Source organism: Rhodococcus sp. FH8, from assembly GCF_019266085.1.
In the GTDB taxonomy this organism is placed as follows: Bacteria; Actinomycetota; Actinomycetes; order Mycobacteriales; family Mycobacteriaceae; genus Rhodococcus_F; species Rhodococcus_F qingshengii.
Genome location: NZ_LPNQ01000080.1, coordinates 616595 through 635350, shown reverse-complemented (window position 1 = coordinate 635350; position 18756 = coordinate 616595). Strand labels below are relative to the sequence as shown.

Genomic DNA, 18756 nt, shown 5'->3' with positions numbered 1-18756 from the left:
CCTTGCTCTAGATGGTGGTTCCGGGGCCGCGAACGGCCTTGTCGGTGGCGGAGACGTCGTTGATCGAGAGCAGGATCCGGTTGAGCGAGTCGACCTCGATTTGGCGGCCGTGCAGCCAGATGTTCGTCTCGTCCATCGGGGCGCCGTACTTCGCGGTGAACACTGCTTGCCGGTGTTCGATCAGGGTTTCCGTGTCGGTGAGTTGGGTCCGCAACTGCGGGGCGTGAGTGGAGTCGGTGACGAATTTCGAGCAGGACAGGCAGGCGTTTCCCTTATCGCACAATTGTTTCGGTGGGAGCGTGCACCAGCCGTTGGGGAGGATGCGGTCGGCTCGCTTGTCGAGCTGGATCAGGTCGTAGAGGTCGGAGCTGTCGATCGAGGCGGTGCGGCCGTCGCGGGTGACTTTCTTGTATCGGAGGAATTCCTCCTCCATGGTCTGAGCGGAGGTCACGGCGTAGTGCAAGGTCATGTCCGGAGAGATGTGTCCGAAGTAGCGCATCACGACGTGCAGCGGCACTCCGGCGTTGATGAGGTTGGTCGCGGCGGTGTGCCGGAAGCGGTGTGTCTTGGAGACCGCGACCTGACGTCCGACGGAGTCTCTGATGTTGAGCAGGCTGGTGAGTCTGCTGAACCGCAGATGCATTGTCGGAAGCGGGTAAGGCTTGTCGCCCAGTCGGTTTCGGGTCGTGCGAAGGAACAGGTATTTTGGCGTGACGTCAGGGTTTCCGAAGTGTGCCATCATTTCTCGGGCGTGCTTTTGTTGGGCTCGGATGATCGTGACGATCTCCTCGTCCACGGGGATCGTGGGTGCGAGGTTCGATTCGATCTTGGTCTGTTGATACCGCATCCGGGCGACGAATCCCGCGCTGTCAGGATCACTGTCTGTGCGCGTGCGCAGGATCGGTTCGAGTGGGTCGAAGTCCATCATCAGCACCTCGTTGGCGCGACGTCCGGTGCGCAGCAGAAGCATCATGATGTGGAAGGCTTGCAGGTCGCCGAGTCCGCCCTCGTTCACGGGCTGTGCGAGCAGGCCGCTGCCTTCGGCGATCTGCGCCATGACATCGTCTTCGAGGACCATGCCGTCTGCCTTGACGTTGGCCAGGCGGGGCTTGTCCTCGGGGCGGAAGAGCACGCAGTGCTCGGGTCGCAGAGTGGCCCAGGCGCTGATGCCGAGTTCGGTGGCGGCTTCGTCCCGGTGGTCATACATGAACTGGTAGAACTGTTCGATCGCGGTCATGATCTGGCGGCGTGGGTTCGTCGCCAGCGGCTTGCCCGCGCGCGCCCCGGACTCGATGCGGTGTGCGAGGAGCAGGTCGCAGAAGCCGCGGATGAAGCCCCGCAGGCGGTGTGGATCGGTTGTCAGGCACGGGCCCTGATCGGCGGTGGTGTCGATGTAGCGTTGCAGCCATTTCAGAGCGTCCAGGCGCGATTTGATCGTGCTCCACGAGTACCTTTCCGTGGTCAGGCCCGCCGAGAGCCAGTACTTCGCTCCCTCGCGCAACCACATGCTGGTCAGGTTGGTGAAGTGCATGGTCGTGCGACCTTGCGGTTCGTGGTCGCGTTGGGGCACCCTCGGGTCGAGGCTGGGGTTCCAGACGTTCAGCTCCCACCACGGGCCGCGGTGATAGGCGTATCCGAGCACGGCGGCCATGTGCCCGAGGCGGTAGGTGCCGCCTTTGAACGCAGACTCGCCGATCTTCTCACCGCGCATCTGAGCCTTCCGTGCGGATCTCACCCACTCGTCCGGCGAACGGTGCAGCAGCGATTGCGCCGACCGGCACTCGTCGTCGTGATGCATCGCGGCGCGCAGCAGGGTGAAGACGGCATTCGTCTCGATGACGCGGACGAAGTGACCCAGCTCGATACGCCGATGAATGATCCAGGCGATTTCCCAGGTCATCGGCTCCGGCAAACCGCGGAAGTTCAGGTAGCAGGAGGTCCAGCCCCCACCGACGTTTACTTCGCGGATCGCCGGTCGGTAGTGCGCCGGCATCGTCTTCTTGTCGAAGTGATCGCTGCGGCATTCTTCGGGCAGAGAGTCCCAGAGCCTGCGGGCGATGGTGAGGTCGAACATGTCCGCTAGTGCCAAGCCCGGATCGATCTGGTGCAGTCTCTTGGGGCTGCGCGACCAGGACGTGATTGCGGGATCTGTTGCTGGGCTAAGCATTCGGATACTCCCATCCGGCGACGTATTCGCGCCAGTTCGCTACCGAGGCCAGCTCGGCGTCCTCGGTGACGTGGCCGTAGATGTTCATCGTGGTCTGCACGCTCGCGTGGCCGAGGCGGCGACTGACGGTGTGGACGGGGCTCCCTGCCAGCAACAGCGCAGTGGCGTGGGTGTGCCGAAACCAGTGCGGTGTCATCAGGTTCGGGAAGTCGTTGTCGCGGTGCTTCATCGAGCGCAGGTGCGCATAGACCGACTCGGTGCGCAGCGGCGCGAACAGCGGGTTCCGCATCACGTTGCAGAAGATGTAGCTGCTGTCCCAATCATCGAGGGCCACATCGGCGCCTCGATCGCACAGCCACCACACGTAGTCGGCGTAGAGCCGATCGAGCCGCGACCCGATGTGGACCTCGCGCTCCCCGGACTTGGCGGACAGGCCGTGCGGGTGCACCCTGCTCACGATCGCGACCCGGGCGCTCTTGCCACCGATCCCGGTGATCCAGTCGCGGTGCTGCAACGAGAGGGCTTCACCGATCCGCATGCCCGATTCCGCCAGGACTGCCCACAGGAACCGATATCGCAGGTCACCTCGCCACTCCTCGAGCACCGGGTCGTAGCTGGCCTCGGCATCTTGGAGGGCGTCGATCGTGGTCGGCGTCAGAACCGGGATGGCCTTGCGGGCGGCGCGGATTCGGATAGTTGCGCGCTTCTGCGGCGCTCGCCTGGCCACGTGCTCGAGGAACGAGAGGTAGCGGCCCGATCGGACCTGGGCTTGCTTCCACAGGAACGGCGCAGCGTCTGTTCCGCTGTCGGCCTGGTAGCGGTAGAAACTCATCACCGCGCGCATGCGGAGGTTCACCGTGCTGTCGCTGAGCGTCGGTCGGGGGCGGAGTTCGCGGACCGGCGAGTCCAGCTCGCCGTAGCGCAGGGCAGAGATGAAGTCGCCGAAGTCGTGCAGCTTCACCGCATCCCACGATGTGCCGGTCACTTCCAGGAACGACCACCACTGGGCCAGGCTCTGTGCGTAGGCGCGGGTCGTGTTCGGCCGGAAGTCGATTTGCCGCCCGTACTCGAGGTATGCCTCGACCGGCTCAACGAGACCGAACGATCTGTCGATCACCGTCCAGGTCGTTGCACCGTCGCTGAGAGTGACACGTTGCGCTGTAGCCATCAGCCCGCTCCCGTTCGCCTGAACTCGAAGCTACGCCCGACCCTGCCTGATTCGATGCACCCGAACGGTGCGTGTCGGCGGTGTCATCGGCGTACCTCGCTGCCTGCAGATAACACCGTCGCCCACATATCCCGAATCCGTGGAAGGAAGCCCAGGATGATGTCAACGGCACTACCTACTAGCTACGGATTACATGTAGTCGCACTCTCGGACGCCTGGCAGAAGGGCGCACAACAGCTCGATACACAGACGCGAACCAATCTGGCCAACGACCCTCGAAACCTGCGCGCTGTCGACGGGCCCACGAACCAGAAGAAGTCGGATTCCGACGCGGCGACCTGGCTGCCACCCAACAAGGCCTACCGCTGCCAGTACGTGACTGCTCAAGTGGAAGTCAAAGCGGCATACGGTTTGTGGGTCACCCAAGCCGAACACGACACCATCGCAGACATTCTCGCGACCTGCTGAACTCTTGCGGTGATCAGCGGCCCTTGATCAGATACCGCACAATCGCCATTCCGAGCGCGAGGCCCACTACGGTGGCGAGCGCTGCAACCAGACCGTGACCGGTCAGTGCGACGAACACACCGGTGATGACTGCGACGACGGCAATGATCCCCGCGTCCACTCTGCTTTGACCACGTTCAGGCATGGCACTCTCTCGTGCTGTCAGGTCCGTCCGCTCCCCTCGTAGCGGACGGACCCAGCGGCAATCTGTCGAAATGCGCGAACTCCGGTGGCCTCACCGGGCTGACTTTGCGGGCGGTCCTGCGAGGCCGGCACGTCCCCCGGAGCCAACTCACATCGGTTCACGAAGTCCGTACCTTCGCAGAATATACCGATTGGTAGGTAATTACCGAGGGCTAAAGTCCCTGGTCATGGACTCATGCGACGAGTGGTCGGAAACTCGAGACGAACGAGCACATCCGCGAGGCGAGCGTTAGCCGAGATAGCAGAGGTCCGTGGCCACGGCCAGAGGCCCATCTGGAATCAGAGCGGCGACGTCTATGACCCGAAAAGTGATCCGAGATCCAACGATCCGACTGACGACACTCGCTTCCAATCAGAGCAATATGCGGTGGTGAAGCGAGAATCCGTCAAGAGAATCGTGACTGTCGCCGGTTCGAGGGTGCTTTCGAACTCGAGGACATTCAATTCACCATCGCCGTCGACTTTTGCTCGGCCGTATATGCACGGCATGTCAGCTGATACGGGCCCAGACGTCGTGTAGGTTCCCGGCAACACCTCCCACGGCACGTCGAACAGCCCGTGACCGGGAATCGTTCCCGGCGCTGCTGAGGCCGCAGACGTCCCGATCATTGCCACACCGACAGCTACTGCTGCAGCGGACGCGAGCAAACTAACCTTGCGCATTTTCCCTACCTTGTTCATACCTGAACCGCAGCGGCGAGTTCGAAGGATTGTTGATGTAAGAACCCGCGGTTCGCGCAGTTCTTCAACTAACGGTAGTAAAAGGGCACGAGTTTTGGTGAGCTACCTTTTTGTGGTTCTGGCCCGATTTCCGTGACGGAGACTCCCATTGAGAAAAACTGGGAACGCCGGCGTTGCGGCTCTCGGCATGATTCGAACCTGTCATTCCAGTATTCGATCACACACCCGCATTCGAGCCGAAACGTCGACGCTCCCCTGCCGTTTGGGTGACTCAGCCTCCGAGTGAGCCCGTCGGCAGCTTCGAGAAGATGTCCCCGAGGCTTCCGGTTCCACCAGGAGTTTCCGGTTCCGTCGGATCCACCGGCTCGACGACGATGACACCAGGCACGGTGACGGTCACGGTCTTGTCCGCAGATTCCGAAGAACTGAACTTCTTGGTACCCAAGAACTTTGCGGTGATGCGATGCTCGCCCTGGTCGCGGAACGGCCAGACCAGTTCTGCATGGCCATTGGAATCGACTGTGGCGCTGCCGATCTTCGTATCGCCGTCGAAGAACTCGACCGGTCCCTCACCCGGGTTCGGGTCGATACTCGCCGCAATCTTGACGTCTTCGCCCGTCAGTGCCTCCAGTGCGACAGCGACCATCGTCTCGGTCTGGTTGGTCGTGAAGACCTCGGTAGTCGAGAGGGCGTTGCGTCCTTCCCCCGCAGCAACACAATACCCAGCGGCATTGACCCACCGGGACTCACCGAAACTCATGCTCGTGTCTTTGATCTTGATGCTCGGGCTCGTCGCCCCGGCGCGCAGGTGCGTCGTCGCATTTCCCTCGTCGGACCGAGCTTCGAGTTTCAATTCGACTGCCGGCAGACGAAAGTCCGTGTTCGCCTTGACTTGCAGCCCTTCCTTGGGCTTGTTGTCGTTCGCGCTCGGACCGTCGTTGACTGTCTTGTTGCCGGTACCGGTAATTCGCAGGTACTCACCCGCCAGGTTTGCGTTTCCGTCTGCGCCCACCCGGAGCAGCACCGCAGTCTCGCCGGTCAAGTTGGACGACGAATCACCGACGAGGGAGTACGAAACCAGGGTTGCCCCTTGCGGTAGTGCGATGTCGTACTTGATACGACCGGTGTCCGAATCCGAACTACGCATGGTGCCTGGATGCAATTTCACTGTGAACTGTTCGCCGGGACGCACGGACGTGGGCGCCGTTACCTCCATGTTGTCGGAGAACGACGAATCCCAATCGGTGGCGCCGTCGACCCGGCACTTGTGTTCGAAGGAAACTGTCCGCGTCACGGTATCGGAAGCCGCTGCCACCGGCGCGGACACAGCAAGGAGTCCGGCCGCGAGTGCTGGTACGACAGCGCAAACTGCCAGAGTGCGGGGGTTCATGTGTTGCCTTTCAGAAGAACTCGGCCATTGAAAGTTCAGTGAGGTAGGACCGTGATCACTTGCCACCGAGCGAACCCGTCGGCAACTGCGGCAGAACGGACTCGAGGCTGCCGAGACCACCCGGAGTGCCCGGATCGGTCGGGTCGGGATCGACCGGACCTGTGGTGTCACCGGTCACCGTGAGTACGTGTGCCGCCGACGTGTACTTCGCCTCGTCTCCGGTGGCGGTGAATACTGCAGTCACGGACTTGGTACCCGCCTTACCGAAGGTCAGATCCAGGCGCGCAATACCACGAACCACCGGCCGCGGGTCACCGACGGGTTTGCCGTCGACCATGAACTGTACTGTTCCCGTTGCGTTTTCCGGATCGACGTGAGAAGCAAAAGACACCTTGGTACCGGTCGCGGCGGTGGCCGGTCCTTCGAGCTTAGTCACGATGTCCGCGCCTGGCTCAGGATCAACGGGCCCCAGGTCCCCGTCGATCTTCGTGGATGCCAGGGCGCCGGCACCGGCATTGAGGGGGCCGGTCTCACCGTCGCGCGGCGAGCAGGATGTGGGCGCCCAGATGGTTCCCGCGAGCCAGTGACTGACCTGAGGGAGGAAGGTCAAAAATGACTCCGGCCCACCGAAAGTACCTGCAGCACCCGAAGTCCGGACATTGGTGTCGACTGCGCCGGAAGGCCCGGCTTTCACGGTGATTCTGATCTTCGGAAAGACGATGTTGGTCTCGGCTCCGGACTGAGCATTGATCGCAAGCCCGCCGTGCGCACCCGACGACGATGACGGACTGTTGCCGATCGCTTCGTTTGCGCCGGACAACCGGAGTATCGGACCGTCCGCTGCGGGAGTGCCGTCTTCGTTGACACGAATCACCGAAGCAGGTTTCCCGGCAATAACATTGCCCGGATCGGTGACCGTCGCCGAAACGAACTCCGCGTTGGTCGGAATCGGCAGATCAATCTTCAGACGCGAGATCTTCTTGACGCTTGCGCCGCTCACATCGTTCGGGATCTGGACGCTACCCGGATCCACGTCGATGTCGAAGACCTGACCTGGCGCGACTACCGCAGGAGCCGAAACCCGCACCGTAGCAGGCTTTCCGTCTGACGAAGGACCGGAGAACGCACTCGGAACTGCGCGGCACGTGACCTGGAACGTTGTCGACGTGGTTTCTGCAACGGGCGCCGCGGTTGCCGGAATCACGGCCACAGCGGCTCCACCGGCAAGGAGGCCGGTAAGGAGCGCAGCATTCAGTAGGCGTTTTGACATGATGTCCTCTCGGAACAACCTGATTGACGTTTGCCGCCGAACTGTAACGGAGCCAGCGCGCGAGTTGACCCTTTTTCAATAAACAAAAACCACACAGTAGGTAAATACTTGGTAAGGGTTACTGGTCGTCACATCTGACCGCCACCGCGAGCGTTGCCCCTCTCGATCAATCTCGCGATTCGAGATTCACTGCGGGGAAACGCAATTCGACCGAAATCCGCGCCGTAGTGAGAACTCCGTTCATACTCTACCCTTACAGGAGGGTAGAGTATGAGAACCTCGTCAGGACGGAATCTCATGGCAGTAACCATCGCTTCATCCACCAACGACAATTCGGTTCGGGCCGCGCTCCGGTCACCTCACCGTCTCAAAACGGAGGTTTTGGCCGGACTGGTCGTGGCGTTGGCACTGATTCCCGAGGCGATCTCGTTCTCGATCATCGCCGGCGTCGATCCGCGCGTAGGACTGTTCGCGTCGTTCACGATGGCAGTGACCATCGCCGTCGTCGGCGGACGACCCGCAATGATCTCCGCAGCTACCGGCGCCGTCGCACTGGTCGTCGCTCCACTGACGCGCGAGTACGGAATCGACTACCTGATTGCGACAGTCCTTCTGGCCGGCCTTCTCCAGATCGTGCTGAGCCTCCTGGGCGTCGCAAGGTTGATGCGCTTCATTCCGCGCAGCGTCATGGTGGGATTCGTCAACGCACTCGCCATCTTGATCTTCATCGCCCAACTCCCCCACCTGATCGATGTTCCGTGGCTCGTCTACCCACTCCTTGCAGTCGCACTTCTGATACTCGTATTCCTGCCGAAACTGACGAACGCCGTCCCGGCTCCACTGGTGGCAATCGTTCTACTGACAACCGCCACAGTCGTTTTCGCGTTCGATGTCCCCAACGTCGGCGACGAGGGCGAGCTTCCGTCGAGCCTACCGACGCTACTGTTCCCCGACGTCCCCCTGGACATGCACACACTGTCGATCATTGCGCCGTACGCATTGGCCATGGCGCTCGTCGGACTCCTCGAATCGTTGATGACGGCCAAACTCGTCGACGACGTCACGGATACTCACTCGAACAAGACCCGAGAAGGGTGGGGCCAAGGCGTCGCGAACATCGTCACCGGCTTCTTCGGGGGCATGGGAGGGTGCGCGATGATCGGCCAGACCATGATCAACGTCAAGGTCTCCGGCGCTCGCACTCGAATCTCGACTTTCCTGGCGGGCGTGTTCTTGCTGATACTCGTGGTCGGCCTCGGCGATGTCGTGGCGTTGATTCCCATGGCCGCATTGGTGGCCGTCATGATCATGGTCTCGGTCGGCACTTTCGATTGGCACAGCATCAATCCGAAGACCCTGCGCCGCATGCCGATCGGCGAGACAGCGGTCATGTTGGTCACCGTGGCAGTCACCGTCGCGACCCACAATCTTGCCTACGGCGTGATCATCGGAGTGATCACCGCGATGGTCATCTTCGCCCGCCGCGTCGCGCATCTCACCGAAGTGATCGACGTCGCGCATCCGGACGAGGACACCCGTGTCTATGCGGTTCGAGGCGAACTGTTCTTCGCATCCAGCAACGATCTGATCTACCAGTTCGACTACGCCGGCGACCCGAAGAACATTGTCATCGATCTGTCCGAGTCTCATGTCTGGGACGCGTCGACCGTCGCGACACTGGACGCCATCACCACCAAGTACGCGGCCAGAGGCAAGAATGTCGAGATCGTGGGGCTCGACGACGCATCGGCCGAGCGCCACCTGCGCCTGTCCGGTCGCCTGGGTGACGGTCACTGAGAGTATGGAAGCCAAGCGCGAGGAAAGTGGGAGTGATGTCTGAGCCGGAACATGCGGGCCAAGGGCCGAACATGCAGATCGGACAGGTTGCCGAACGCACCGAACTGTCGATCAAGACGATTCGTCATTACGACGAGGTCGGTCTGGTTACTCCGTCCGAGCGGAGCGCCGGAGGATTCCGCCTCTATACCGAGGCCGATGTCCAACGGCTACTGGTAATCCGACGAATGAAGCCGCTCGGATTCAGTCTCGAAGAAATGAAACAACTTCTCGATTCTCTGGCAGTGCTCAGAGACGAAGCTTCGGACGCGTCAACGCGCACCGCTGCAACCGAATTCGTCACCGACTGCCACACCCGGGCGGAAGAAAGCTGCACACACTTACGTAAGCAACTCGCCTACGCCGAAGAGCTGACGGGTTTGCTCGCCGACCACAGTCTCAACGGTGAACGGCATTCGTGATCTGCAAGCTGAACTAAGCTGAGTTGATGGCCCGATACTTCGACGTTCACCCGGAAAACCCGCAGCCGCGCGCGATCAGCCAGATCGTCGAAATGCTGCGCAACGACGCGGTCATCGCCTACCCCACCGACTCCTGCTACGCCCTGGGCGCCCGAATGGACAATCACTCGGGCACCGATCGGATCCGCGAGATCCGTCATCTGCGTTCGGACCATCACTTCACGCTGGTCTGTGCCGATTTCGCGCAGCTCGGGCACTTCGTCCACGTCACCAACTCGGCGTTCCGCGCGGTGAAAGCGGCTACGCCTGGGCAGTACACGTTCATCCTTCCCGCCACGAAGGAAGTTCCGCGTCGGCTGGCACACGCCAAGAAGAAGACCGTCGGAGTGCGTATCCCCAGCCACCCGGTAGTGCGGGCACTCTTGCAAGAGTTGGGTGAACCCATCCTCTCCAGCACCCTTCTCCTGCCCGGCGCCGAGGAACCGATGACGGACGGCTGGCAGATCAAGGAAGAACTCGACCACCAACTCGACGCCGTCATCGACTCGGGTGACTGTGGAACCGAACCCACCACAGTCGTCGACTATTCGTCCGGTGTTCCCGAAATCGTGCGGGTCGGCGCGGGAGATCCTTCTCGTTTCGAATGATCCCCCGCCCGGGCCACATCATGGAGTCGGCCAGTCACGGCGTGACGATATCGAACCACAGATCGAAGTCCTCCAGCAGCGAGATGAACGTCTCCAGTTCGGACTGATCTCCCACAGCTTTTGCCGTTCCGGCCTTGATGGATTCGGTGAGCGAGGTCGTTCCGAGATACACCTCGTTGAACACGGCACGGGTCAAGGTCAGAGTCAGGGCGGCCGAAACATCTGCCTTGTCCATGTCGTAGTTCAGCACGCCGTTGCGCACTGTGACCAGGACGTTGTCCGCGGTGTCCGACAACACGAATCGCAACGACAGGTCTACATCGGCCGCTTTGGGACCGTCGAGGCGAACTGCCCAGAAGTCCAGCATCTGCTCGAGCGGCATCACTGCGACCACGGCCGGGCCAGTGGGGTTGTTGGACGGCATCGGCGTCAGCGGATGCCGCAATTCCATCGCTCCGACCAGGTAGAAGTTGCGCCACGTACCGTTCTCGGCTTGGTAGCCGAGTTGTTCGTACGTGTCCGCCAACAACTCTCGCGCTTTCTGATTACTCGGATCGGCGAACACCAGATGGTTCACCAACTCCGCGGCCCAGCGGTAGTCTCCGTCGTCGAACGCCTGCTTGCCCTTGGTCAGAAGTGCGTCCGGCCCGCCGACGGCTTCGACGTAGCGCTTGCCGTTCTCCACCGGCGGATGGGGATTTAGGTGAGCGGGAACGCCGTCGAACCAACCGAGATAGAAGGTGTAGATCGCTTTGACGTTGTGACTGAGCGAGCCGTAGTACCCACGGTTGTACCACTGCTTTCCGATCGCGTCGGGTACCTCGATCTGGTCGGCAATCTCTACCGGTGTCAGTCCCTTGTTGGCAAGGCGCAACGTCTGATCGTGCAGATACTTGTACAGATCTGCCTGATCCGACATCAGCTTCAAGATCTTGTCGTTGCCCCACGTGGGCCAATGATGCTGCGCAAAGATGATTTCGACGTCGGGGAACAGTTCCATTGCCAGACGCACGTAGTGCGACCACGCTTTGGCGTCGCGAGTCTTGGCGCCGCGCAACGTGTATAGATTGTGCATCGTGTGCGTGACGTCCTCAGCTGACCCGAGCGCCTTGAAATCTGGTAAATAGAAGAGCATTTCGGATGGCGCTTCGGTTCCCGGCGCGAGCATGAACGTCACGCGCACACCGTCGATGACCTCTTCGTGCACCGGTTCGGTGATGACGTCGGTAGGCACGGCGAACGTCGAGGTGCCGTGCGAAGTGGACAGGCCGAGACCACCGGATACCTGCCCTTGTGGCCCCGGACGCAGGAACGATCCATACATGTACATTCCGCGACGTGTCATCGCCGTGCCGGCAAGTACGTTCTCGGAAATCGCTTCCTCCGTGAAACTGTCTGGTGCGTAGACCTTTACGGCACCGGACTCGATCTCTTCGTCGGTGACAAATCCTTTGACACCGCCGAAGTGATCGCCGTGGGAGTGCGTGAAGATGATTGCCTTGACCGGAACCTTCGGGCGGTGCTGGTAGTACAACTCCAGCGCGAGAGCGGCTGTTTCCGCGGACATCAGAGTGTCACCGATGATCAACCCGGTGTCGCCCTCGATGATCGTCGTGTTCGACAAGTCCTGGCCGATCACCTGGTACAGACGATCAGCCAGCTTGAACAGTCCACCGCCCTTTCCCATCAAAGTGGCTTGGCGCCACAGACTCGGGTTGACGGTATCCGGTGCATCGCCGTCGGCGAACCCGTAGGCGTCGTACGAGAAGATGAACTGCCCTTTGTCACCTTTGACCAGTCCGCCATCGATGAGCGGTGCCACGAGACCTCGAGAAATCAGTTCGAAGTCGAAGGTGTCGTCGAAAGGAAGGTCACGGAGAACCTGGGCATTTGCCAGGCAAGTCGCTTCGGTGGCGGGCTTGGGGTCGAGTTCGGACGGTGTAGTCATCTTCTCTTACGCTCCTCGGGAACTCGCGGTGACCTGTGTCGGGATATCGGTTCATCCTCGATCCCCACGCAGCCCTCGCGCATCACCCGGAAGGGATGATCAGGTGGCCCGTCCAGCAATCAACAGCGCAACGACGAACTCACGCACCAACGTCCGCTCGTCGTTCTCGTCCGCCCCCGGCACCATGAGCAGCGAGAGAATCACTCGCACGATCCAGCGCGCCCGCGACGCTGTGCCTGCTCCGAGTTCACCGAGCATCGCGACACCAAGTCCGTTGATGACGTCGGATGAATTGGCAAGTTCACCGGCAAGACTCGCATCACCCGGGGTGAACCATGCAGCCAACGTCGGAGTGCTACGCACCGCGGACACTGCAGTGAGTATGGCCGTCTCCAGACGCTCACTCGGATCGTCGATGGTCGCCACCGATTCCGCGATCGCAGTTCCCAGCCTGCGAGCTTCGCGGTGAACGAACGCAATGTGAAGAGCCTGCCGATTCTCGAAGTACCGATACAAGGTGGCCCGGGAACATCCTGCAGCAGAGGCTATCTCCGCCATACCGACCGCGTTGACGCCTTTCGCGACGAATAATTGTGCCGCGCTGTCGAGGATTTTCTCGGCTGCCGCCAAGGCGCGCCCCTCGCCGAGCCAGTCGTTGCTCATGGCCGAGTCACCGACATCGGAGCCGAGAGCGGACGGCGCACGTAGTTGCCCGGCGCGTATTGCATCGCGTCGATGTCGACATGGAAGTCGGGAATCCGGGAAAGCAACTCTTCCAAAGCAACTCGCGCCTGCATTCGAGCTGCCGATGCGCCCAGACAATGGTGGGCGCCATGGCTGAAGGTGAGGATCTTCTGCGGTCGACGCAAGACGTCCAACTCCGCCGCGTCGGGTCCGTACTTCTCGGGATCACGATTGGCCGCACCGTACATCAGCAGAACCTTACGTCCTGCCGGAATCACTTTGCCACCCAAGGCCACATCTCGCGTCGTGGTGCGTGCCAGTCCTTGGACCGGTGAGGTGAGTCGAAGCAACTCGTCGACCGCGTCGGTGATCAATGCGGGATCGTCCAGCAGGATCTGACGCTGGTCGAGGCGTTCGGTCAGCATCGCCGCCGAACCACCCAGCATTCCTGTCGTGGTGTCGTTTCCACCGGCCACCATGGTGAAGGCGAAGCCCAGAATCGACAGCAGGCCGGACATGTCGCCGTCTTCACCGAGTCCAGCGGCGAGTAGGTGCGAAATCGTGTCGTCACCCGGTTCGACCTTGCGGCGTTCGATCAGCGAAGCGAAGTACATCATCAGCTCACCGGTGGCGGCCTGCGCCGTCGTCGCTGCCGCGGCCACGCCACCTGCCGAATTGGCAGCGACAATGGCTTCGGTCCAGCCGTCGAACTGGTCACGGTCCGATTCCGGCACACCCAGATAGTGTGCGACAACCATCGACGGCAACGGTTTGAAGAGCTCGACGACGATATCGCCGCTGCCACGCGCTTTCAGCGCCTCGATACGTTCGACGACAAATTCGCGAACCATCGGCTCGACCGCCGATACCTGACGCGGAGTGAAACCCTTCGACACCATGCGCCGGAACTCCGACTGCGCTGGCGGATCCTGCATCACGAACGGCGGATTGTCCTGCATCCCGATCTGTTCGAGTTCTCCGTAGACAGTGGTCAATCCCTTTGCCGACGAATACGTCTCGTAGTCGCGAGCGGCGTTGTAGACGTCTTCGTGACGGGTGAGCACCCAGTAGTCGTCCTGCGGCGCAGCTTCCGGCACAACGTTGTGCACCGGGTCGTTCTCGCGCAATGCGTCGTACATGGCCCAGGGCGAACGCCAGGACTCCCCGGTGGAAGGTACAAACCGTGGCGAATGTGACACAGAAGTTGTCATGACTCGACTATGAGACAAATAGCCGAATGTGTCAACGTTCTACGATCAACCGTTCCCACGAGCAGCATTGAGTAACTCGCATCCACGCAGAGCACTATCGTGTGTCGGGTGATCACGGATCCGAAGAATCATCCGAACAGCTCTGACGCCGGGCGCCGCGCCGTGGTTGCGGTCCTGCTCCCCCGCGAACATCTCCCCTTCATCAGGGACTGGTGCCTGCACCACATCGAGCAAGGCTGGGAGGTTGTTCTCTACGACAACACCGGTTCCGTCGGGTCCACCCGCAAGACAAGCGCATTCAGCCTCAACCGTTGGCACGGCCGCAGCGAGGACAAGAGAGGCAACTCTTACGGCGCCTTCACCCGATCGATGTCGGACAGTGAAGTTCAGGTCGCATTCCGCAAAGAACTGCACGACCTTCCGGTGACGATCGTCGACTGGCAACCGCGCGACGCGGACGGTCGGATCGTGCACGGACAGGTAGAGGCGTACGTCGATTACGTGAGCCGGTACCGCGACACCGTGGCATGGGCAGCATTCATCGACGCCGACGAATACCTCCAACACGCACCAGGATTGGACTGGGAGGTTCTACTTGCCGGCGTTACTCAAGCGGGTTCGCACCGCGTCGTTCTCGATGCTCTGGTCTACGAATCCAGGTGGACGCGCGACGGGCAATTGCGAGACGTCGAGGAATTGAAATGCCTTGGGCTACAGAGCCATGGTTGCAAGAACATACTGAGGCTGTCGGAGATTTTGCGAGCAGACGTCCACTGGGGATGGAAGACAAGCGAACCGGACAGCCTGGTGCGGCCGGACAGATCGCTCTTCTACTTCCGCCATTACCGCGGTTCGGAGGCGATACTCGACTACACTCCGTTGCCGAACTTCGGACCCCAGGTCTACGAAGAAGGCGTGGATGTGCCGGCGACGATCGACACATCACAAGAATGAATGTGCCTGCATGACACAGGTATTCAGGTACAGATAGACCTCCGGCCCGCGTCCACGAAGGCAATACCTTCAGGACACGGGCCGAAAGGAGCGTAAAACTTGCAGATCAAGCCTTGGGTGCGGCGGTGCTGCCAGCGTTGCCAATTGCACCAGCGAACGTCGCGATAGCTGCGATGCCGGTGATGATGCCTGCGAGTCCCGCAAGGATCTTTGCGCCGTCAGCAAGGTTGCCTGCGGTGATCGGATCCATACTTCCAGTCTGTGCCATGTCTAGCTCCTCATCATGGTATTTACGCGGTCCGCGCGTACGGTGTGTAACGGCGCTCACAATATACGTAAGACGACCGAAATTTGAAGCGGCGCCACTGAGTGGGACGTAACTCACATCTCATCCAGCGGGAACCCACGAGTAACAATGCGCGATTCGGACAACGCTTCGGGAACCGTTGAATGACGAGCAGGAGAACAGCAGTGGGCAAGTTGGATGGAAAAGTGGCCCTGATCACTGGCGCAGGGCAAGGCGTCGGCCAGGGAGTTGCGTTTGCGCTCGCCAAGGAGGGCGCTTCCGTCGCGGTCGCGGGCCGCACTGAGTCGAAACTCGTCGTCACATGTAACGAGATCGCCGAACGCGGAGGCCGTGCAGAACCGGTGCTCATGGATATCGCCGACGCGGATTCCATCACCGGAGCCGTGGCGCGAACGGTGGAACTGTTCGGCGGCGTCGACATTCTGATCAACAACGCCAGCCTCAACCCGCTCGGCAACGTCCTCGACCTCACTCCGGAGCGCCTTGCCGACGGATTGACGTCCGGCCCCGTCGCGACTCTGCGAACCATGCAAGCCTGTTACCCGTTCATGAAGGAGCGCGGCGGCGGGGCAATCATCAACATGGTCAGCTCCGTGGCCGTCCGCTGGGACGCTGCCGGCTACGGCGGCTACGCGGCCGTGAAGGAATCCGTCCGAGCCCTCAGTCGCGCGGCAGCATGCGAATGGGGCGTCGACGGGATCCGGGTCAACGCGGTTGCTCCCCACGCGTCGTCGCCGGGGCTGCAGCGGTGGGCAGATGCACGCCCGGAAGAGGCTGCCGCCTTTGTTGCCGGGATTCCGCTACGGAGGATCGGCGACTGCGAAACGGACATCGGAACCGCGGTGGCTTTCCTGGTCGGCCCGGATGCCGCGTATCTGACTGGAGCAACAATTCCGCTCGACGGTGGTCAGTCGCGCTGGGGCTGAGAGCTGGCGTCGTCGAAGGCAAGCACCGCCGACTTGGCTTCGGCGATCGGGCGGCGGAAAACGAAACCGACCAGAACGGATGCCAAAACCAGCGCGGCCAGCACTATGAGCCCGACCATCCACCACATGGTTTTCAGTATGCCCGAACCGACCTCCGCCGGACGCGCGCCACGGCCGTCGGAAAGCGGCGACAGCCTCGAAAAGTGCTGAACACCAGTCAAATTCCGTTTTGCCCGTTTCCTGAGCTTCTTGAGAATCCGTGATCGATGACACATATTCGGATCCCGAACCGGAACGCGTGCGTGACTACGACGACACCTCGGTGCATCCTGGCAGGTATGGAATCCGCTGTTTCGGCCCAACTCACCGACGGAAGCACCCTCACACACCCGTGGGGCGGGACAAGCAACATCACCGATCTCGGCGGTGACGTTCACTGGATCGACTTCGGCGGTCCCAGCGGAGCGCCGCCCATCGTGCTCGTTCACGGTCTGGGCGGCTCGCACCTGAACTGGGTGCGGGTGGCACCGGCGCTGGCGGCGCGCACGCGCGTGTACGCACTTGACCTCGCCGGATTCGGACTCACCTCTGCCCGTGGGCGACACACCGGCGTCGACGCCAACGCAGTACTTCTGAATCGCTTTCTCGACACAGTGGTGGGTGAGCCCGCCGTCCTGTTCGGCAATTCCATGGGCGGAATGGTCTCGGCAATGTCGACCCATGCCAGTCCCGAATCAGTCGCCGGCCTGGTGCTGGTGGATCCGGCGCTCCCCCTGCCCGTCCAACTTCCCGATCTGACCGTCGCCGCCCAATTCGCGCTCTACTCGATGCCTTACGTCGGTGAGCAGGTTCTCGGCTTCGGACGCCGAAAGATGTCAGACCGGCAGTTGGCCGCTCAGATGACCAGATTGTGTTTTGCCGATCCGACGCGAGCCGACCCCGCGGTCCTCGACGCGGGCGCTGCCTTGACGGCGATTCGCCGCAACGAACCTACCCAGGATGCCGAATTCCTTCAGGCAGCACGGTCACTGCTGATGACCCTCGCCCGTCCTGCCTCCTATCGAAAGACATTGCGAGAGATCACGACTCCGACGCTCCTGATGCACGGCGATCGCGATCGGCTTGTCCCGGTCGAGGCCGCACGGGCAGCCGCTGCTGCACATCCACACTGGACCACCATCATTCTCGGCGACACCGGCCACACCCCACAATTGAAGATTCCGGACGAGTTCACCCGTCATGCGCTCGCGTGGCTCGATCGCACGGGGCTGATCAGGAGCTGACACGTACCGGCACTACACCCGCGGAACGGCCTCGCCGATCGAGCAAGTGCCCCATCAACTTCGGAGTATCAAGAACGATTCGGCGGTCGTCTGCGTTGGCAGGTCCGGTCCACCGGGGAACGCGAAACGGTCACATACCCCAAAGCTCTCGAACCCTGGGGATGTGTCGGGGTACGCGCGTAGCGTGAGATTCAGGCCTTCCTCGGCCAAGCATTTCCGCGTCCCCTGCTTGTGTATCCGTTTCGGTTAAGGAGAGTTTTCAGATGCCCGCACGCACAGCGCTCGACGGAACACCCTGTTGGATCGACCTCACCAGCTCCGACACCGAGGTTGCCAAATCCTTCTACACCAACGTGTTCGGCTGGCAGGCTGACACAAACGACGACCCGCAGTACGGCGGCTACGCGATCTTCAGCAAAGACGGGCAGCCCATCGCCGGGCTCGGACCCCAGCAGGAGGGAAACCCCTACGGCAACGTGTGGACCACCTACATCTCCTCGACTGATGCGGCAGCGTCGGCGTCCAAGGCCCAAGCCGCGGGCGGAACGATCATGATGCCGTCGATGCAGGTCGGTCCTCAGGGCAGCATGGCGATCGTGGGCGATCCGGCCGGTGCCGTCGTCGGCATCTGGCAGGCAGATCAGCATCACGGCTTCGGTTTGGTCGGCGAGGCCGGAGCGCCGGTCTGGCACGAGACCTTGTCCAAGAACTACGCCGCGGTCCTGCCGTTCTACACCGACGTGTTCGGCTGGACTTACGAGTCGATCGGTGACAGCGACGAGTTCCGGTACTCACAGGCCAAGCAGGGTGACACCGTCGTCGCCGGTTTGATGGATGCCAGCTCGTTCCTCCCGGCAGAGGCGCCGTCGTTCTGGCAGGTGTACTTCGGGGCGGACGACACCGATGCGGCCGTCGCCAAGGTCGTCGAATTCGGCGGCAGCGTCTTGCGCGATCCCGAGGACACGCCCTTCGGTCGTCTCGCGTCGGTGGCCGATCCACTAGGTGCCAAGTTCCAGATCTCCACGATCATGGAATGAATCTCCGCGCGGAGGCCGCACCGGTCCGCGGTCTCTGCGCGCTGATCATCTGGAAAGTCCGGATTTGACCGCACAGATTTGAACACTCGCCCAGAAGGTATGCAGTTTTCTGCG

18 protein-coding genes and 1 pseudogene are annotated in these 18756 nt (G+C 61.5%); 8 read left to right on the top strand and 11 right to left on the bottom strand.

The window, feature by feature from the left end:
* Window positions 1-7: 7 nt before the first annotated feature.
* On the bottom strand, window positions 8-2167 hold the full coding sequence (locus ATN38_RS29575) for a site-specific integrase (RefSeq protein WP_080656790.1): 2160 nt from the start codon (window positions 2165-2167) through the stop codon (window positions 8-10).
* A complete protein-coding gene (locus tag ATN38_RS29570) occupies window positions 2160-3335 on the bottom strand; it encodes a tyrosine-type recombinase/integrase (protein ID WP_021334719.1) in 1176 nt (391 codons plus the stop codon). Before ATN38_RS29570 ends, ATN38_RS29575 begins: the two co-directional genes overlap by 8 nt.
* Window positions 3336-3527: 192 nt before the next feature.
* Between ATN38_RS29570 and ATN38_RS29565 the strand changes: the two are divergent.
* A pseudogene (locus ATN38_RS29565) lies at window positions 3528-3800 on the top strand (HNH endonuclease family protein); the annotation flags it as partial.
* Window positions 3801-3816: 16 nt separating this feature from the next.
* Here ATN38_RS29565 and ATN38_RS29560 read toward each other — a convergent pair.
* The 4 genes from ATN38_RS29560 to ATN38_RS29545 all read right to left on the bottom strand — a co-directional run bounded on the left by ATN38_RS29560 (window position 3817) and on the right by ATN38_RS29545 (window position 7387).
* Window positions 3817-3987: a hypothetical protein gene (locus ATN38_RS29560; RefSeq protein WP_007734610.1), complete on the bottom strand. Its 171-nt coding sequence runs from the start codon at window positions 3985-3987 to the stop codon at window positions 3817-3819.
* A gap of 353 nt (window positions 3988-4340) precedes the next feature.
* On the bottom strand, window positions 4341-4709 hold the full coding sequence (locus tag ATN38_RS29555) for a hypothetical protein (RefSeq protein WP_003945774.1): 369 nt from the start codon (window positions 4707-4709) through the stop codon (window positions 4341-4343).
* Between the two features lie 289 nt (window positions 4710-4998).
* A complete protein-coding gene (locus ATN38_RS29550) occupies window positions 4999-6117 on the bottom strand; it encodes an Ig-like domain-containing protein (RefSeq protein WP_218749219.1) in 1119 nt (372 codons plus the stop codon).
* A 55-nt stretch (window positions 6118-6172) separates the two neighbouring features.
* Window positions 6173-7387 carry an Ig-like domain-containing protein gene (locus ATN38_RS29545; RefSeq protein WP_042452527.1) on the bottom strand — a complete coding sequence of 405 codons (1215 nt, stop codon included), beginning with the start codon at window positions 7385-7387 and terminating at the stop codon, window positions 6173-6175.
* Between the two features lie 297 nt (window positions 7388-7684).
* Here ATN38_RS29545 and ATN38_RS29540 point away from each other — a divergent pair, with 297 nt between their 5' ends.
* Genes ATN38_RS29540 through ATN38_RS29530 form a run of 3 tightly spaced genes read left to right on the top strand, consistent with a single transcriptional unit; the run spans window position 7685 to window position 10292 of the window.
* Window positions 7685-9184 carry a SulP family inorganic anion transporter gene (locus tag ATN38_RS29540; protein WP_202426971.1) on the top strand — a complete coding sequence of 500 codons (1500 nt, stop codon included), beginning with the start codon at window positions 7685-7687 and terminating at the stop codon, window positions 9182-9184.
* A 35-nt stretch (window positions 9185-9219) separates the two neighbouring features.
* Window positions 9220-9645 (top strand): MerR family transcriptional regulator, encoded by a 426-nt coding sequence (locus tag ATN38_RS29535; protein ID WP_042452532.1) that lies wholly within the window; start codon window positions 9220-9222, stop codon window positions 9643-9645.
* A gap of 26 nt (window positions 9646-9671) precedes the next feature.
* The gene (locus ATN38_RS29530; RefSeq protein ID WP_003945756.1) at window positions 9672-10292 is read left to right on the top strand and encodes an L-threonylcarbamoyladenylate synthase; all 621 of its coding nucleotides are present in this window, start codon (window positions 9672-9674) and stop codon (window positions 10290-10292) included.
* 34 nt (window positions 10293-10326) lie between these two features.
* Here the strand turns inward: ATN38_RS29530 and ATN38_RS29525 are convergent, their stop codons facing one another.
* The 3 genes from ATN38_RS29525 to ATN38_RS29515 all read right to left on the bottom strand — a co-directional run bounded on the left by ATN38_RS29525 (window position 10327) and on the right by ATN38_RS29515 (window position 14135).
* Window positions 10327-12240, bottom strand: coding sequence for an alkyl/aryl-sulfatase (locus ATN38_RS29525; protein WP_042452537.1), 1914 nt, complete (start codon window positions 12238-12240; stop codon window positions 10327-10329).
* A gap of 99 nt (window positions 12241-12339) precedes the next feature.
* On the bottom strand, window positions 12340-12903 hold the full coding sequence (locus ATN38_RS29520) for a TetR/AcrR family transcriptional regulator (RefSeq protein WP_054826166.1): 564 nt from the start codon (window positions 12901-12903) through the stop codon (window positions 12340-12342).
* Window positions 12900-14135 (bottom strand): cytochrome P450, encoded by a 1236-nt coding sequence (locus ATN38_RS29515; RefSeq protein WP_161120887.1) that lies wholly within the window; start codon window positions 14133-14135, stop codon window positions 12900-12902. Before ATN38_RS29515 ends, ATN38_RS29520 begins: the two co-directional genes overlap by 4 nt.
* A gap of 108 nt (window positions 14136-14243) precedes the next feature.
* On the opposite strand from ATN38_RS29515, the gene ATN38_RS29510 reads away from it, so the two are divergent.
* The gene (locus ATN38_RS29510; RefSeq protein ID WP_042452544.1) at window positions 14244-15089 is read left to right on the top strand and encodes a hypothetical protein; all 846 of its coding nucleotides are present in this window, start codon (window positions 14244-14246) and stop codon (window positions 15087-15089) included.
* Between the two features lie 106 nt (window positions 15090-15195).
* Here the strand turns inward: ATN38_RS29510 and ATN38_RS29505 are convergent, their stop codons facing one another.
* Window positions 15196-15357: a hypothetical protein gene (locus ATN38_RS29505; RefSeq protein ID WP_161120888.1), complete on the bottom strand. Its 162-nt coding sequence runs from the start codon at window positions 15355-15357 to the stop codon at window positions 15196-15198.
* 203 nt (window positions 15358-15560) lie between these two features.
* Between ATN38_RS29505 and ATN38_RS29500 the strand changes: the two genes are divergently transcribed.
* Window positions 15561-16322 (top strand): SDR family NAD(P)-dependent oxidoreductase, encoded by a 762-nt coding sequence (locus ATN38_RS29500; protein ID WP_042452547.1) that lies wholly within the window; start codon window positions 15561-15563, stop codon window positions 16320-16322.
* On the opposite strand, the gene ATN38_RS29495 is transcribed toward ATN38_RS29500, so the two are convergent.
* Window positions 16304-16441 carry a hypothetical protein gene (locus tag ATN38_RS29495; protein ID WP_003945592.1) on the bottom strand — a complete coding sequence of 46 codons (138 nt, stop codon included), beginning with the start codon at window positions 16439-16441 and terminating at the stop codon, window positions 16304-16306. The genes ATN38_RS29500 and ATN38_RS29495 overlap by 19 nt on opposite strands.
* A 219-nt stretch (window positions 16442-16660) precedes the next feature.
* On the opposite strand from ATN38_RS29495, the gene ATN38_RS29490 reads away from it, so the two are divergent.
* Window positions 16661-17605 carry an alpha/beta fold hydrolase gene (locus ATN38_RS29490; protein ID WP_218749250.1) on the top strand — a complete coding sequence of 315 codons (945 nt, stop codon included), beginning with the start codon at window positions 16661-16663 and terminating at the stop codon, window positions 17603-17605.
* A gap of 263 nt (window positions 17606-17868) precedes the next feature.
* Window positions 17869-18642 (top strand): VOC family protein, encoded by a 774-nt coding sequence (locus ATN38_RS29485; protein WP_042452552.1) that lies wholly within the window; start codon window positions 17869-17871, stop codon window positions 18640-18642.
* The last annotated feature ends 114 nt before the right edge of the window (window positions 18643-18756 follow it).

Bases quoted from the DNA above. Each gene is read 5' to 3' on its own strand.
- ATN38_RS29520 (WP_054826166.1), bottom strand. From the start codon at position 12,903: ATGAGCAACGACTGGCTCGGCGAGGGGCGCGCCTTGGCGGCAGCCGAG.
- ATN38_RS29505 (WP_161120888.1), bottom strand. From the start codon at position 15,357: ATGGCACAGACTGGAAGTATGGATCCGATCACCGCAGGCAACCTTGCT.
- ATN38_RS29575 (WP_080656790.1), bottom strand. From the start codon at position 2,167: ATGCTTAGCCCAGCAACAGATCCCGCAATCACGTCCTGGTCGCGCAGC.
- ATN38_RS29555 (WP_003945774.1), bottom strand. From the start codon at position 4,709: ATGCGCAAGGTTAGTTTGCTCGCGTCCGCTGCAGCAGTAGCTGTCGGT.
- ATN38_RS29515 (WP_161120887.1), bottom strand. From the start codon at position 14,135: ATGACAACTTCTGTGTCACATTCGCCACGGTTTGTACCTTCCACCGGG.
- ATN38_RS29535 (WP_042452532.1), top strand. From the start codon at position 9,220: ATGTCTGAGCCGGAACATGCGGGCCAAGGGCCGAACATGCAGATCGGA.
- ATN38_RS29570 (WP_021334719.1), bottom strand. From the start codon at position 3,335: ATGGCTACAGCGCAACGTGTCACTCTCAGCGACGGTGCAACGACCTGG.
- ATN38_RS29550 (WP_218749219.1), bottom strand. From the start codon at position 6,117: ATGAACCCCCGCACTCTGGCAGTTTGCGCTGTCGTACCAGCACTCGCG.
- ATN38_RS29495 (WP_003945592.1), bottom strand. From the start codon at position 16,441: ATGGTCGGGCTCATAGTGCTGGCCGCGCTGGTTTTGGCATCCGTTCTG.
- ATN38_RS29560 (WP_007734610.1), bottom strand. From the start codon at position 3,987: ATGCCTGAACGTGGTCAAAGCAGAGTGGACGCGGGGATCATTGCCGTC.
- ATN38_RS29540 (WP_202426971.1), top strand. From the start codon at position 7,685: ATGGCAGTAACCATCGCTTCATCCACCAACGACAATTCGGTTCGGGCC.
- ATN38_RS29485 (WP_042452552.1), top strand. From the start codon at position 17,869: ATGCCCGCACGCACAGCGCTCGACGGAACACCCTGTTGGATCGACCTC.
- ATN38_RS29490 (WP_218749250.1), top strand. From the start codon at position 16,661: ATGGAATCCGCTGTTTCGGCCCAACTCACCGACGGAAGCACCCTCACA.
- ATN38_RS29545 (WP_042452527.1), bottom strand. From the start codon at position 7,387: ATGTCAAAACGCCTACTGAATGCTGCGCTCCTTACCGGCCTCCTTGCC.
- ATN38_RS29530 (WP_003945756.1), top strand. From the start codon at position 9,672: ATGGCCCGATACTTCGACGTTCACCCGGAAAACCCGCAGCCGCGCGCG.
- ATN38_RS29525 (WP_042452537.1), bottom strand. From the start codon at position 12,240: ATGACTACACCGTCCGAACTCGACCCCAAGCCCGCCACCGAAGCGACT.